The organism is Pseudoalteromonas sp. L21 (assembly GCF_021728035.1).
Classification (GTDB): Bacteria; Pseudomonadota; Gammaproteobacteria; order Enterobacterales; family Alteromonadaceae; genus Pseudoalteromonas; species Pseudoalteromonas arabiensis.
The window spans coordinates 663,144-679,391 of record NZ_JAKKCV010000002.1; the positions used below are offsets into that span (position 1 = coordinate 663,144).

Here is a 16,248-nt window from a genome sequence, read left to right on the forward strand (position 1 = left end):
CGTCATTTAAAAAGCTGCCATTTTACTATTAGGAATATCGGTTACCAGCATATGCCCTGGGCTATGGGTAATACAAAAATCAGGTGCAGCATTGGCAATCGCAACTTGTGGAGTAACACCACAGGCCCAAAATACCGGCACTTCGCCTTCTTTAATGGTCACTGCATCGCCAAACTCAGGTTTGTTGATGTCTTTAATGCCGATTGCTGCAGGGTCGCCAAAATGCACTGGCGCACCATGTACGCTTGGAAAACGGCTGCAAATTTGGATTGCACGAATAGCATCAGCGGGTTTCATTGGGCGCATGCTAACAACCATATTAGCATGGAAAATCCCCGCACGCTGACACGCTATATTGGTCACATACATAGGCACATTTTTTTGCTCGCTGATATTTCTAATTTCAAGGCCAGCGGCAATCAATGCTTCTTCAAATGAAAATGAGCAACCAATTAAGAAAGTAACCAAATCGTCGCGCCAATGGTTGCTGATATCAGTCACTTCTTCAATCATTTGTCCGTTTTTAAAAACACGATAACGCGGCAAATCACTACGAATATCAATGTCTTCGCCAACAGTTGGCATATCGGTAACGCCTGGTAAACGGCTGGTTGCTATAATCGGGCATGATTTAGGATTGGCTTGGCTAAACTGCAAAAAGTCAAACGCGTATTGTTTAGGTAAAATCACTAAGTTTGCTTGTACAAACCCAGATGCAAACCCAGACGTATTACCACTGTAGTCACCCGCGCGTACCATTTTACGGATAGCTGCTGGGGTGGTTAATGATGCATCTTTTTGCAAGTGCCTCTCCTTGAAAATTAAAACCTAGCTGAGGCTATTACAATAACACTCAGTTTAGATCATTTATAGTAACGGGTAACTGTCCTTTTGCAGGGGCTTTTCCTAGTAATACTTTTGCCAGTGCAGTGAAAGCAGGGCCAGCAATCTTTTCATTAGTGTCTACATCGATATTGTAAGCATAAGTGGCAAGTACTGCATCGCCAAATTGTCCAAATTGAGCAATATCGTAAGGGGCACGCAAGCTTACAAATACGGTCTTTTTATGAGCTAACCTCGCTTGTTTGAGCAATGATTCTAATGCGGCTGATTGATCAGCCTTAGCAATCGCAAACTCTGGATTATCGGCTAAATCATCCATCCCGCCCACTTCAACAGCACTTTGTTTTGGTGACGCATTTGCAGCAATAATGATATCGGCTTCGTTAATTTCTTTTAATGTTGCAAGCTTTTCATAGCCTTGCAAACTGGTGCAACTAAAGCTGATTAACTTATTGGTGTTATCAACTAACGCCTGCTGTAAGGCATAACATTTGCGTGTATCTGGCATAATAATATGCACTTTACTACCCGACTTAATGCTAAGCGGCAGGGTATTATTTTCGTTTTTAACTTCGGTAATCGCAGCCAATGCTAACTCTGCTTCTACTTTTCTATGGCTTTGATCGCCAAGTAACAGCTGCGCTTTTTTGGTGGCTGCTTCGTCATCAAGTGAAGAGCTGAGTTTAAATTTCTCTTTAAGTTTTAAAATACGCGTTGCAGAAGCACTCATTTCGTCGGCATTTAAAGTGCCGTGCTGTACTTCTTGCTCTAATCGCTCAATAAGGGCTTCAAGTACAGCTAAGTCTTTTGGGCTTCTGATTTCGATTGGCATAAGGGCAATATCAACACCCGCTGCAAAGGTATTTACTACCGCTTCAATTGGTTCAAAGAAGTGACTGATCCCCGCCATATCCAATGCATCAGTGATTACAACACCTTGATAACCGAGTTCATCACGCAGTAAGTCGGTGATGATTTTGCGCGACATCGTCGCAGGTTTGATCATGGTTTTGCCTTCTTTACTGACAAACGTACTGTCATCGAGGGCTGGGTATTGGATATGTGCCGTCATGATCATACCCGGTTGTTGGTTTTTAATAATTTCTTTAAAAGGAGGTAGGTCTTGCTGCCAAATAGTTTCTTTATCATGCATTACTTTTGGCAGGCCAGTGTGGCTATCTACGTTGGTATCGCCATGCCCTGGAAAGTGCTTTAGTGATGAAATAACGCCGTTGTTCTCGAACCCTGCGACTTGTGCAGCACCTAGTTTTGCAACCAATTGCGGGTCTTCACCGTAAGAGCGCACGTTAATAACTGGATTGTCTGGATTCATGTTTACATCGACCGTCGGTGCATAGTTAACATTCACACCCAGTGCCAATAGCTCGTCGGCGATAATACGTGCAGACTCTGTCGCGAAGTATGCACCATGTTCTTTATAGGTTGCACCAATCGACATGTTACCGGTAAACGACGTGCCTACATCACGCGGAATACGGGCGACTCGACCACCTTCTTGGTCTATTGAAATAAACAGCGGTAAGCCTAACTCAGACTTGGCAGCGGCTTTTTGTAGATCATTATTAAGTTTGATCACCTGCGGCACGGTATCGATATTTTCTGCAAATAAAATCACCCCACCAATGTTATGCTTAGTGATGATATTCGCTAAATCGGCCGGCAGCTCTGTCACCGGTGTACGGCATTTTTGCTCACCTGGGTCTTGTTTACAGTAATAGCGCAGGTCAAGCATGAGCTTTTGCCCTAACTGTTGTTTTAAAGTTAATGCAGACTCAGCAAATGATGATTGTAATGGCATGAAACATCCTAATCCGATAACCAGTGACGATAGTGCAAACTTATTTAACACAGCAAGCTCCAAAGCAAAACGCTTATTTAGTTTTTAGAATAAATTATTCTTGATATTAATGGGTTTTTAAATATAAATACAGTATTTTTTTGCTACCCTAGCGGTTTTTCTGTCCGACTGCAAAAAGCTAAGTTAGATCACCAAATTGGGCTAATAGGCTTAAATAACCAACCCTTTATACCGATAAAAACCTTGGCAAGTTGATAATTTATCAATTTAATGGGTCGCTTTTTAGGTCAATTTAAAGTAATAATATATTCCATATTCATCAGCGTAAATATGACAAGCTCGGGGGCGAGATGGCTTTAGCTCGATTGCACGCATTTAAACAGCAAATTAAACCTTTTTTACCAGAGTCTGCATTAATAGAAGATTACTCGCGCCGTTATGCGTTTGGGACAGACGCGAGCTTTTATCGATTAATTCCTGAGTTAATTGTATTAGTTAGCAATCAGAATCAAGCACGACACGTGATCATGGCTGCCAACGAGCAACAAGTCCCCATCACGTTTCGGGCCGCCGGAACGAGTTTATCTGGGCAAGCAATTACCGATTCGGTATTGGTTTTATTGTGCGATAGTTGGAGCAAGTTTGAGATTATTGATGATGCCGATGCAATACGCTTACAACCGGCGATCATTGGCGCTCGAGTAAATCAAGTGTTAGCCCCATTTGGTAAAAAAATTGGCCCTGATCCCGCTTCAATTAATAGCTGTAAAATAGCGGGTATGGCGGCAAATAATTCATCGGGTATGTGCTGTGGGGTGGCGCAAAACAGCTACCACACAGTAAAAGATATGACCCTAATTTTTGCTGATGGCACTGTGCTTAATACGGCTGATAGTCAAAGCTGTAATGCCTTCTTGCAAAGCCATAGTCGCTTTGTTGATGAGTTAATGAGTTTGGTTGACAGTGTGAAGCAAAACCCAGACTTGAGTGAGCGCATTGCCCATAAATACCGTTTAAAAAATACCACAGGTTATGGTTTAAATGCGCTGCTGGATTTTGCTGAGCCAATCGAAATCATTAAGCACTTAATTATTGGCTCTGAAGGTACGTTAGCTTTTATTGCAGATATCACCTACCACACCGTGGTTGAGCATAAGTACAAACACACAGGCTTCTTTATTTTTAACGATATAAGCAAGGTGTGTGAGCTGGTACAAAGGCTGAGTGAACTTGATGTTGCTGCGGTTGAGCTACTAGATAAACGCGCCCTGATGTCGGTGTCTGAACATGCCATAATGCCAAAAGAAGTGGCCAGTTACCCAGAGCAGGCAGCGGCACTTTTAATTGAGTTAAGAGCTGAAAATGCACAGGCTCTTGATGCGCTCACTAAGATCACCGAGCAACTTCTTGCCGAGTTTAAGCAAAGCCAACTGGCAGCGATTGAGTTTTCTGCAGACACTGCCCGTAATGCGGCACTTTGGAATATCCGTAAAGGCACATTTCCTGCGGTTGGTGCGGTGCGCGAAACAGGCACCACAGTGATTATTGAGGATGTTGCCTTTACCCTTGATAAATTAGCTGAAGGTGTGAATGCGCTGCATCAATTATTTATCAAATATGATTATGATGAAGCCATTATTTTTGGTCATGCATTGGCCGGAAACCTGCATTTTGTATTCACCCAAGCCTTCGACACACACGAGCAAGTAAACCGATATGAGCAATTTATGGCTGATGTGGCGAACTTAGTGGCGGTTGAACTAAAAGGGTCATTAAAAGCAGAGCATGGCACAGGCCGCAACATGGCGCCGTTTGTTGCCACTGAATGGGGAGACGATGGCTTTGCGGTGATGGTTGCACTTAAAGCATTATTCGATAAGCAGAATATTCTTAATCCTGGGGTTATTATTAATCACAACAAAAATGCCCACACTCAGCATTTAAAAGTTATGCCTAAAAGTGATGATATTATTGATACCTGTATTGAGTGTGGTTTTTGCGAAGTTGTTTGCCCATCAAAAGGACTTACCTTAACACCTAGGCAGCGTATTACCTTATGGCGACATCGCACCGAGCTACACAATCAATTACTAACAACCGACGATGTAGCGAACAAGCAGAAGTTAAATCAAAAACTTAGTGTTATTGAGGCCGATTTTAAATACCTTGGTATTGATTCGTGCGCGGCAACCGGTCTTTGCGGCCTTAAATGCCCCGTGGGGATAAACACGGGCGAATTTATAAAATCACTCAGAGCTGAGCAAGCCTCATCAAACAAGATTGCGCGGTCATTATCACGTTTTGCCAGCAAGCATTTTGCGGTTGTTGCCTCTGGTACACGGTTTGGCTTAACCGTCACGCAGGTGCTTGAAAAAGCAATTGGCAGTAGTAACCTAATAAGCCTGAGCAAATCTGCTAATAAGTTGCTTAGTACGCCGCTGTATTACTCGGCATGGCCAAGAGCAGAGCAGCCAATTAATAGGCAGTTTCAACAATCCCAACAAGCAAAAAAGTTGGTGTATATGCCAAGCTGCGCAAGTCGGGTTTTTGCGGCTGATAAACTTGCCGATGATAAGCGTTCACTGCTTGATGTAATCTGTTCACTCGCTGCAAAAGCAGGCTATGATGTGGTGCTACCGAAGCACGCTGATTCACTTTGCTGCGGTATGCCATTTGCTAGTAAAGGCTTTAACAAAGAGTCTAAAAATAAGAGTGAGCAGTTACTTACTGAGCTTGAGGCACTTTCAAATAAGGGCCAATATCCAATCGTTTTTGATGCCAGCCCTTGTGCGCTCACCACTCTTAATGCCGCACAAAATACGGCACTCACAATTTACGAAAGTGCCGATTTTGCGGCTCTACATTTACTGCCTAATTTACAGGTTACGCCCGTAAATGAGCCTGTGATGCTTCATGTTACCTGTAGTTCAAAGCGATTAGGTAAAGAACAAAGCCTAGTATCACTTGCCAAGGCATGTAGTAATGAGGTGATTATTCCAGCAGATATAGAGTGTTGTGGATTTGCTGGTGATAAGGGCTTTAACTTGCCTGAACTAAATAGCAACGCCTTAAAAACCCTTAAACAACAAGTACCAAAGAACTGTCGTCGCGGCGTGTCAAATAGTCGTAGCTGTGAAATTGGTTTAACTGAGCACAGTGGCGTTAGTTATCAGTCAATTTTGTATTTGTTAGATCAGCAAAGTAACGAGTAGAGTATTTGCTCTTTTTCTTGCGCTAAATCAAATTATGACAAAAGTCCTATAGAGGTACAAAGTAGTAGTTGCTAATATAAAGGTATTAGATGTACCCGATACGGATATTGGGTTTAATGTGAGAAAAATACCGTGCTTAATAGTCTTAGAACAGGTTTAAACCTGCATCGTTTAATTTTGTTGCTAGCGTTTTCGGCAACGCTGATTACTTTCCTTAACAGTTATTATTCAAGTTACCAAGTTCAAAAACAGCAACTTATCAATGAAACTCTAAATAACCATAAAGCTTATGCAGCTAAACTGGTGTCAGCTACAGATAACTTTTTACTAGCTGCTCAACAACAACTTGCTTATGTTGGTAAAATATTAGAGGCAGATTTTAATAATCAAGGGTTAATTAATGCTGAAACCGAACGCTTAAGGTTACAAACCAATAGTTTTAATTCTACGATTATTGTAAATAAAAAAGGCAATATTTTAGGCGTTTCTCCAGCCTCATTAAACTTACAAAACCTCAAGGTCGACAGTTTTGGTACTAAAGCCGCGTTATCATACCGTAGGCCAATGATAAGTGAGCCATACATTTCCATGGCTGGTAATCTGCTTATTTTTATGTCACAGCCATTGTTTGATAAAACAGGGGAGTTTATCGGCTATGTTGGCGGTACTTTATATTTAAAACGTGCCAGTATTTTGAATGAATTATTGCAAGTTCACTACTATCAAGATGGCTCGTACTTGTATGTCGTGGATGAGAATAATCGTTTACTTTACCACCCGAATAAACATCGTATAGGCGAGCAAGTATTTGATAATGAAGTTATTGAATCGGTTTTAAGTGGTCACGCTGGCACACAGGTCGTTAAAAATAGTCAGGGTATTGAAATGCTTGCTGGGTACGCACCTTTGTCGGTGGCTCCCTGGGGAGTCGTCACGCAAAGACCCCTCCAAAGTACACTTGCGCCGCTTGATACGCTTATGTGGCAGGTCTTTTTACGTACTGCTCCAATCGGTTTGTTTACTTTTCTACTCATCTGGGTATTAGCAAGACTTATTTCGCAGCCACTTAAACAGCTGGCAGAAACAGCGAGCACATTAGATAGACCAACAACATCGCAAGAACTTAAGCAACTTCGCTCTTGGTACTATGAAAGTAACGAGTTAAGAAATGCGATGCTCAAGGGAGTGGGGCTTTTGCAAAGTAAAATAGGCCTACTGAGGCATGAAGCACAGACGGATCCTTTGACTTGCCTACACAATCGAAGAAGTTTGGATATCAGATTAAGCCATTTGATGGCACAGCGATGCCCATTTGCAGTATTAGCAATCGATATAGATCATTTCAAGCGCGTCAATGATGAGTTTGGTCATGATATTGGAGATTTAGTGCTGCAATCATTGGCTAAGTTATTGGTTGATGCAACGCGAGAAGGGGATGTTGTCGCTCGCACAGGTGGGGAAGAGTTTATCGTTATTATGCCAAAGGTTACGGCAAAACGTGCCTATCAGCTTGCTGAACGCTTAAGAATGCAAGTGTCTGAATATTATATAGAACCTGTGGGTTGTATTAATGTGTCGATTGGTATTTCAGGCTGGCCTCTGGAGCAGCTTAGTATTGAGGACGTGATGAAATTAGCTGACCAAGCACTCTACAAAGCTAAAAAAACAGGTCGAAATCGTTGTGTACTTGATGCTACATTTTGCCAAGATCTTCCACTTGTGTCTGAAGTGCCAGTGTTGGAATAAGTTATTTTATATGCAATAGTAAACACCATTAGGTTATTTTGGAAAATCACATGGTATCCATTAGTTCGTCTCGTTTAATGAAAATGGCTTGTGTGTTGAGTGTCATTTTACTCCATACATCGCCAGTGCAAGCTAAGACGAATGAGAATAAGCGTAGTGAGTTTATTGATGTTGGTGAACTCCTTCCTAATGCGGTTTTAGATATTCGCTACTTTGGGCGTCATAACTTTGTGGGCGCTCCTATTGATGGTTACACTGCGCCTAAATGTTTATTGCACAAAACCGCAGCGAATGCGCTTAAAAATGTACAAAAGGCAGCTCAGAAAGAGGGGTTGAATTTAAAAATATTCGATTGTTATCGTCCACAGCGCGCTGTTGATCATTTTGTACGTTGGGTTAATGATTTAAGTGATACGCGCACCAAAGCTGAGTTTTATCCTAACCTTAATAAAGATCAGCTGTTAGGTGATTATATTGCTGCTAAATCAGGCCACAGCCGTGGCTCAACCATTGATTTAACGTTAGTTGATGCATATGGTGTTGAGCTTGATATGGCATCACCGTTTGACATGTTTGATACGCTTTCAAATACGGATGATCCACGTATTAGTGCCACTCAAAAAGCTAATCGTTATAAGCTTAAAACACTTATGAGTGATGCGGGTTTTGCTCCGTATTCAATGGAGTGGTGGCATTTCACTTATCAGCCGCAGGCTTACCCTGCGACTTATTTTAACTTTGTAATAAAATAATTAACGTACTTCGCTAATGGGTGTGTAATCCACCGCAATTTCAACAATACCCACTTCTGGGTATTTTTCTAATTCAGTTTTAACTACTTTTAAATCAGTATCTTTATCGACAAAAAAGCTGTACGTATGCTCAGCTACCCTTTTTAACTGATAGGTGTCTAGCAGTGCTAAAGATGCTTCTTCGGTTTTTAGTGTAATAAACACAGTACCAGTCACCGTCCCTTGTTCTGAATTTGCGTGGTTAAAGACGATGGTTCCTTTTAAAAGCTGCTCAGAGTTGTAAGTTAGTTTTTCACCATTGTTATTAACAGAATTATTACTCGTTTTCGTTAACTCTTCAGTTTTTTTTGTTGTGGTTTGTGGTGTATTTTGCTCTTTTTGAAGCGCTGTATTTTTAGGTGTGTCTTCCTTTTTATTTATATTTTCATCTTTTTGACAACCTAATGTTAACAAGGATAACACTATAATTAGTTGTATTTTATTAATTTGGTGCATCTAATCTCCTACTATTGTTACTTTTGTTTACAGTTTTTACTGTTTTTTATTAACAGCTTTAGGTACATTATAGTTGGTTAAATTGTTAACCAAAATTAAAAATATAACAACAGGGAACTTATGCATGGCTAAATTTAAAGTAAGCGCTGTAGCAACATTAGTAACGGCTATTTTGGCATCATCACAAGTACAAGCAAGTGAACAAACTCGCTTCTACAGTGCCGCTAGTACAAGCTCACACGCGCAATTCAATCCACAAATAACTCAGCAACGTGCATTAGCTGAGCGCCGCACTGTATCGGGTCATAAATCTATTTTTGATGCTCAATTAGGTAAAGCAACATTCTTATGGCAGGCTGTTGGTCAAGCAAAACCAGATATGTCAGTTGTTTTACCAGAGCAACGCAATGCTTACGCTGCAGATTTTTATTTGAATGCGCTAACGGGTGTAAGTACAGCTAAGAAAGGTATATCAAGCGCCGTATTAACGGATTTATCTGAGCAAAAACTGGGCTCAATCACGGCTAAATACAAGCAAAAAGTACATGATATTGAAGTATTCAACCGTGAATACAATTTAATCATGGATAAAGAGCAAAACTTAGTAGCTGGCTCTGGTTACTTTGCCAACGTTAGTTCAAATGCGACTAAATCATTTGCACCACTTGCTAAATTTGTGGGTGCTGAGCAAAGTATTAAGCGTGCTATTAAAGAGCTAGCAGATATCAATGTTTCGCTGGTTAAGTCTACAGAGCAAGGCGACTATGTTAAGTACAATGTAACTAACCAAAATGGTGAAAAAGTTGTCGTTGGTCAACCACGTGCGAAGAAAGTATTTTTTGAAGTTAATGGACAACTTGAGTCAGCTTATTATGTTGAAGTTGAAGTTGCCGATAAAAATAGTCTAGATAGCGACTATTTCAGCTATGTTATTGGTGCTGACAACAATAAGGTTTACTTCAAAAAAGACTTAAAAGCACACGCGGCAGACTTTAACTATCGTGTATGGGCTGATGCAGATGGTTACCCATGGGAAGGTCCACACGGTGACGTAATCCCAGCAGATGGCCCTGATCAAGTTGATGAAACTGAAATCCTAGATGCACCTTTAGTTAGCTTATCTTACTACAGTAAGCTGAGCACAATGGACCCGTGGCTTGAGGATGATGCAACGACTACATCAGGTAATAACGTATTTGCGTATGCTGATGTTATTGCACCGCAAGGTTTTACTGAGGGTGACTTTACCGCTGAAACAACGTCTGATTTTACTTTTGACTACCCATATCAAGTTGATCAGGTCGCTAATAGTTATGATAACCGTAAGGCAGCAATCGTTAACTTGTTCTACATGAACAACTTCTTACACGATTTCTTTTATGATCATGGTTTTGACGAAACATCAAATGTTGCACAAGTATCTAACTATGGCCGTGGTGGTGTAGAAGGCGATCCTATTGAAGCGCAAGCACAAGATAACAGCGGTCTAAACAACGCAAATATGTCTACACCAGCAGATGGTGCAAGCCCTCGTATGCAAATGTATTTATACAACTCAAAAGATGCGAAAGTAGGTGTCGATTTTGGTGTTGTAGTTACATCTGATGAAACGATTGGTCTTCTTGAGTCAACGCAAGTTTCTGGTTTTGGTCAAGGTCAGTTTGCAGACGTAGCCGCTGAAGTTGTACGTCTAATCGATGGTAATGATGTTGATTCAGGGAGTCTAACGGATGGTTGTGAGCCTGCAACGAATGCAGCTGATTTAGCTGGTAAAATTGCGTTAGTTGACCGTGGTTCGTGTAACTTCACTGCAAAAGTATTCCACGCTCAAGAAGCGGGCGCTATTGGTGCAATCGTTGTAAATAATGATCCTAATACCGATGATCCTGCACCTATGGGCGGTGAAGATGATGCCGTGCTTATTCCAAACATGGGACTTAACTTTGCCGATGGTCATAAAATGTATGACGCGATAGATGCAGGTAATGTTGTAACTGTAAACATGTTTAACAAAGCAACGTTAAAAGATGGCACGTTAGATAACGGTATTATTGCACACGAATGGGGTCACTATATTAGTAACCGTTTAGTCGGTAACTCGTCTGGTCTTATCAACTTCCAAGGCCGTGCCATGGGTGAAGGCTGGGGTGATTTCCACTCACTTATGTTTATTGCCAAAGCAGGCGATATCAACATTGCTGGCAACGACAAGTTCCAAAAAGCTTACGGTAGCGGTACATTCGTAGAAGACTTCTATTTTGGTATTCGCCGTGTTCCATACTCTACAAACATGGAAGTAAACCCACTGTCTTTCCGCCACATTACTGAAAATGCAGGAACGGACGTTGGTATCGCGCCAACAAATGTGGCTTCGCCTCATGCTGCCGGTGAAATTTGGGCAACAATGTTGTGGGAAAGCTATGTTGCACTAATCAACGAGCATGGTTTTGAAGAAGCACAAAATCGCATGGCAAACTACCTTGTTGCGGGTTATAAACTAACACCAATTGCGCCGCTATACACAGAAGCACGTGATGCTATCTTAGCTGCTGCTTATGCTGTTGATACAAACGACTACGAGCTAATTCTAGGTGCGTTTGCTAAGCGTGGTATGGGTTTAGGCGCTGTTGCTCCAGAGCGTTTCAGCACTGACTTAACCGGTGTGGTTGAATCTGATGATATGGAGCTTGCTAGCTTTACTCTTAAAGATGTGAGCGTAAATAATAACTTTAACGGTGCAGAGTTAGGTTATTGCTCGAATGATAACATTCTAGATAAAGGTGAAACCGGCACACTAACCGTGAGCATTACCAATACAGGTAGTGAAACACTGACAGGTACACAAGCACAGTTGAGTGTTGTTAGTAACCATGATGTTACTTTTGAAAATGATGGCTTAATCACGTTTGATGAGATGACCCCATTCACATCGGCTACAAGTGCGCCGATTAAGTTTACACTTAATGACGCTGGTACGGCAGATACCCTTGAGATTCAAGTGTCATTCCCAGAGCTTTCTGCTGATGATGAAATTGTTGAAGCGGCAAGTGAGACACTCTCATATACGGTTAACATGGACTTTGAAGCAAAAGCACCTGTTGGTTCTCAAACTTCAGATAACATGGAAGTCGCTGCTACGTCACTTCATGACTTTAAAGAAAATGTAATGACGGGTGGCGACCTAGCTGAGGGCACTCAAAGCATGGCTAATGATGGCAACGTAGCCTTTTTCAATACTTTTGGTTTTGGGCTTGGTGAGCAAACCATGTACCTAAATAACAATGATTTTGAATCTGACGTTGCTGTTGAAACTAAAGAGTTTGAGATTGGTTTTGCTGGCGAGTTTGCAGTGTCATTCTGGCATTTCTATCTAATTGAAGAAAATTGGGATGGTGGTGTCGTTGAGATCAGCGTAAATGGTGGTAATTGGGTTGATGTAACTGAAATGGGGGGCACATTTGATGTTGGTTATGATGGTCCGCTGACTGAAAATGATGCACAGGCAATTCAAGACCGTGATACGTTTACAGGCAATAATATTGATGAGAATGGTGCGTATGGTAATTACGAAACAATTCGATTTGGTACTGAGTTAAATGGTAACCGTGCGAAGCTTCGTTTCCGTTTATCATCGGATAATGCAGTGAGAGAGTTTGGTTGGTGGATTGATAATGTGTCATTTACCAATGTAACAACACCGATACTATCAAACGTTATCGCGGGTGATACTTTTGCATGTGATAATGCAATGCCAGTGATTAGCGTGTCTGGCGATGAAAGTATTTCTGAGTCTGCAACCGGTACGTTAAGTGTAACTGCAACTGATCGCAATAGTGATGATGAATTAACGTATGCTTGGACGCAAGTAAGTGGTTCAGCAGCAACATTATCAGGCGAAGATACTGCAACATTAAGTTTCACTCCAGGCTCAATCTCAGCAGATGAAGAGGTCGTCTTTGAGGTTGTTGTTAGCGATGGTGTTGCATCCGTGTCAGAGCAAGTAACGGTTGCTGTTACAAATGAAGCAGAGCCTGTGGTTGAAACCCCAGAGCCTAGAAAATCAAGCAGTGGTAGTTTTGGTTTCTTGACCTTACTACTTGCTCCATTAGCGTTAGTAGGCCGTCGTCGCAAACGTTAAGTTAATTATCAGACAGTGATAAAAACAAAGCCCTTACAGTTCTCTGTAAGGGCTTTTTTAGTTTCTGTGGACTTACCTGCTCATGTCATGGCAAGTAAAAAGTGGCATTACAAAACTATTGAACTGTCGCTTTTAAACCGCGGCGTTTTAATAATGCTGAAGTGTCAGGCTCTTGACCACGGAATGCTTTATACGATTCCATTAAGTCGCGCGAGTTGCCCATTTCTAAAATTTCTTTACGGTATTTGTCACCCATTTTGCGAGTTAAACCGCCTTGCTCTTGTACATAAGCAAACGCATCAGCTGCTAAAATTTCACTCCACATATATGCGTAGTAACCAGCTGAGTAGCCGCCACCCATAGAGTGTGAGAAGAATGCTGATTTATAACGTGGTGGTACAAATGGTACATTTACACCATGTTTTGTAAGTGCTTGTTGCTCAAACTCTTCAATGTCTTGCAATGGTGCATCTGCAGGCAGTGAGTGCCATTCCATATCAAGAAGTGCAGCAGCAACATATTCTAACGTATCAAAACCTTGGTTGAAGCTACGTGATTGGATTACTTTTTTCAGTAACTCATCAGGAATTGGTTCACCTGTTTTATGGTGTTTCGCATAGTTTGCGATAACTTCAGGGTACATTGCCCAGTCTTCTTCGAACGTTGACGGGAACTCAACGAAGTCGCGTGATACCGACGTACCTGAAAGCATAGGGTATTTTACTTTAGAGAACATGCCATGTAAGCCGTGGCCTAATTCGTGAAAAATAGTTGTCGCTTCATCATAGCTGATAAGCGTAGGTTCACCATTTGCGCCTTTTTGAATGTTCATTACATTAACAACAACAGGCTTTTGTTCTTTAAGGCCTGATTGTTTTACAAATGAGCTCATCCATGCACCGCCACGCTTACCTTCGCGAGCAAAGTAGTCAGCAAAGAAAATGGCTAAGCTGTTACCGTTTTCATCAAATAACTCATAGGCTTTAACATCAGGATGGTAAACTGGAATATCGTTACGTGGTTTGAAAGTAATACCGTATAAACGGTTCATGGTGAAGAATACACCGTCTTCTAGCACACGATTAAATTCAAAGTATTCTTTCACTGCATTTTCGTCTAGATTGTACTTATCTTTACGAACTTGTTCTGCGTAGAATAACCAATCCCAAGGTTGTAGTTTGAACTGTTCACCTGACTCATCGATCTTAGCTTGGATCGCTTCAGCCTCTGCATTAACGTTTTGCATTAACGCAGGGATCATACCTGCAAACATATCAAATACTGCCTGCGGCGTTTTCGCCATTTGTGACTCTAGTCCGAATGCCGCCCAACTATCATAACCAAGTAGCTTAGCCTTTTGAGCACGTAACTGAGCAAGTTCTGCAACGATTTCACGGTTACTGTTTTCACCAGAAAGTGCGCGCTCAGCTGAGGCACGCCAAATTTTTTCACGTAAATCACGATTTTTAAGTGTCGCTAAAATAGGTTGGCGTGTCGTGTTGGTGATCTTAATTAGGTATTTGCCAGAGTGGCCCGCTTCTGTTGCTGCATTAGCAAGCTGTTCAATTTGACCTGCAGGTAAACCTTCAAGTTCAGCTTTGTCATCAACAAGCACAACGTTCGTTTTAGTCAGTGCTAATAAGTTCTGCGAAAACTGAGTCGTTAAGCTTGAATGTTTTGTATTAATATCACGGATCTGTTGTTTTTCTTCCGCGGTTAGTTTCGCACCGGCACGTACAAAACGCTTGTAGTAAACATCTAAAAGACGTTTTTCTTCAGCGGTTAATGCTAATTTATCTGACTCAGCATATACAGCAGAGACTTTCTCAAATAAGTCTTTATTTAAAAAGATATTGTCGTTATGTGCAGCAAGCTTTGGTGCGAGCTCTTTTTGTATTTCACGACGCTTAGGGTTTGAATCACTCCCTGCTAGATTATAAAAAATGCTGCGGGTGCGAGTCAGTAATTCGCCACTTAGCTCAAGGGCAACAATGGTGTTTTGAAAGTCAGGCTTAGCTTGATTACTAATGATAGCTTGTACTTCAGCCATTTGCTCAGTCATGCCTTTATTGAAAGCAGGCATAAAGTGCTCATCTTTGATGACACTAAAGTCAGGTGTTTCGTATTGTAATACGCTTTTTGTAAATAATGGGTTTGCTTGCTCAACGTCAGCGGTTGTTGCAACTTGTTCAGTTGTTGTTTTATTTTCAGTTGTTTGTGGCTCAGAACAGGCCGTTAATAATAACGCTGAGCTAATCGCGGTTGCGAGTACGTGTTTCATTGTTTTCTCTTTGTTTTAAAAATTAAATTGCGCTGATAAAGCACAGTGATCGCTTAACATATGATCTGTGTTGTAATTGTGAAATTTCACAGAAGATGGCACCAAAGCGCGCCTCATGGAAGCTGATATCACAATGTGATCAATGGGCAAAGGGTACTTTGGATGACAACCTACTACACCATCTGTTGCGATAAAAAGGTTATTAGCTGCGATAAGTGGCGAACCATCATTATAATCTTTTTTATTTTTATGGTCAGAAGCTGCTAAAAGCTCAACTCTAAAATGGTTATTTATGGCTGTCAAATGATGGTTAAAATCACCCAGTATAAGCCAGTTTTCGCGAGCTAAGTTATGCTTGGCTAGGTAGCCTTTTAAATACTCAGCTTGTTTAGCATATACTACACAATTTGATTTATTTGATACTGCATAATTTTCAACAAAGCAGCCACTTTTCATATGAACATTAAGTAAGTTTAATGGTTTACCCGCTTGTTCAATTTGTAAATGAATCGCTTCTCTTGCACCCACCTTTGCGTTAGCTAACTCACTTAGATGATTAACCTGTTTTATTAAAATGGGCTTTCTCACCACGAAGGCGACTTTTTGTTGTGTTGATGCTTGCTTGTTTTCTCTACAGGTGTAACTGGGTGAATCCGTTCGAGATGACATGATTATTTGCCATTGTGAGGCAGGAAATATTCGTTTAACAGCTGCCAAAGAGCCAACTTCTTGAAGTGCAATTACATCTGCATCAAGTGATTGCGCGTATTGGCGCATCTGAGTGTAACTTTCAGTGTCTCTGGCTTTACAGCCTGTACCATTGTGGGCTGCTAAGTGTTCGGTGTTCCAAGTAACCACGCGTAAGCTTTTGGCATTTGCAAAATTACTATTTACAGCAGATAGCAGTAGTAATGCCAAACTAGTCAAATGCGAATGTTTAATTATTTTCATCTACGACTATT

Annotated in this window: 9 protein-coding genes; 4 read left to right on the top strand and 5 right to left on the bottom strand. The window is 41.3% G+C overall.

What is annotated here, in order from left to right:
* Positions 1-6: 6 nt before the first annotated feature.
* Positions 7-804, bottom strand: a complete 798-nt coding sequence (locus L3V41_RS08145) for a putative hydro-lyase (RefSeq protein WP_083515249.1) — start codon at positions 802-804, stop codon at positions 7-9.
* 49 nt (positions 805-853) lie between these two features.
* Positions 854-2,662: a glycoside hydrolase family 3 protein gene (locus tag L3V41_RS08150; protein ID WP_237127524.1), complete on the bottom strand. Its 1,809-nt coding sequence runs from the start codon at positions 2,660-2,662 to the stop codon at positions 854-856.
* A gap of 350 nt (positions 2,663-3,012) precedes the next feature.
* Between L3V41_RS08150 and L3V41_RS08155 the strand changes: the two genes are divergently transcribed.
* From L3V41_RS08155 to L3V41_RS08165, 3 genes are all read left to right on the top strand, one after another.
* On the top strand, positions 3,013-5,874 hold the full coding sequence (locus L3V41_RS08155; RefSeq protein ID WP_237127525.1) for an FAD-binding and (Fe-S)-binding domain-containing protein: 2,862 nt from the start codon (positions 3,013-3,015) through the stop codon (positions 5,872-5,874).
* A 132-nt stretch (positions 5,875-6,006) separates the two neighbouring features.
* Entirely contained in the window at positions 6,007-7,620 is a 1,614-nt protein-coding gene (locus L3V41_RS08160; RefSeq protein ID WP_237115515.1) for a sensor domain-containing diguanylate cyclase, read from the top strand.
* Between the two features lie 50 nt (positions 7,621-7,670).
* Positions 7,671-8,372 carry a M15 family metallopeptidase gene (locus L3V41_RS08165; protein ID WP_237127526.1) on the top strand — a complete coding sequence of 234 codons (702 nt, stop codon included), beginning with the start codon at positions 7,671-7,673 and terminating at the stop codon, positions 8,370-8,372.
* Here the strand turns inward: L3V41_RS08165 and L3V41_RS08170 are convergent, their stop codons facing one another.
* A complete protein-coding gene (locus L3V41_RS08170) occupies positions 8,373-8,867 on the bottom strand; it encodes a hypothetical protein (RefSeq protein WP_237115513.1) in 495 nt (164 codons plus the stop codon). It abuts the gene before it with no gap.
* 124 nt (positions 8,868-8,991) lie between these two features.
* On the opposite strand from L3V41_RS08170, the gene L3V41_RS08175 reads away from it, so the two are divergent.
* Complete coding sequence (locus L3V41_RS08175; protein ID WP_237127527.1) at positions 8,992-13,005, top strand: rhombosortase-dependent M36 family metallopeptidase; 4,014 nt, start codon at positions 8,992-8,994, stop codon at positions 13,003-13,005.
* 115 nt (positions 13,006-13,120) lie between these two features.
* Here the strand turns inward: L3V41_RS08175 and L3V41_RS08180 are convergent, their stop codons facing one another.
* Positions 13,121-15,286, bottom strand: a complete 2,166-nt coding sequence (locus L3V41_RS08180) for a M3 family metallopeptidase (RefSeq protein ID WP_237115511.1) — start codon at positions 15,284-15,286, stop codon at positions 13,121-13,123.
* A 15-nt stretch (positions 15,287-15,301) separates the two neighbouring features.
* The gene (locus tag L3V41_RS08185; RefSeq protein ID WP_237115510.1) at positions 15,302-16,237 is read right to left on the bottom strand and encodes an endonuclease/exonuclease/phosphatase family protein; all 936 of its coding nucleotides are present in this window, start codon (positions 16,235-16,237) and stop codon (positions 15,302-15,304) included.
* Positions 16,238-16,248: the final 11 nt, after the last annotated feature.

Coding starts and splice junctions, on each gene's coding strand:
- L3V41_RS08150 (WP_237127524.1), bottom strand. CDS start 2,662: ATGCCATTACAATCATCATTTGCTGAGTCTGCATTAACTTTAAAACAA.
- L3V41_RS08155 (WP_237127525.1), top strand. CDS start 3,013: ATGGCTTTAGCTCGATTGCACGCATTTAAACAGCAAATTAAACCTTTT.
- L3V41_RS08165 (WP_237127526.1), top strand. CDS start 7,671: ATGGTATCCATTAGTTCGTCTCGTTTAATGAAAATGGCTTGTGTGTTG.
- L3V41_RS08170 (WP_237115513.1), bottom strand. CDS start 8,867: ATGCACCAAATTAATAAAATACAACTAATTATAGTGTTATCCTTGTTA.
- L3V41_RS08175 (WP_237127527.1), top strand. CDS start 8,992: ATGGCTAAATTTAAAGTAAGCGCTGTAGCAACATTAGTAACGGCTATT.
- L3V41_RS08180 (WP_237115511.1), bottom strand. CDS start 15,286: ATGAAACACGTACTCGCAACCGCGATTAGCTCAGCGTTATTATTAACG.
- L3V41_RS08185 (WP_237115510.1), bottom strand. CDS start 16,237: ATGAAAATAATTAAACATTCGCATTTGACTAGTTTGGCATTACTACTG.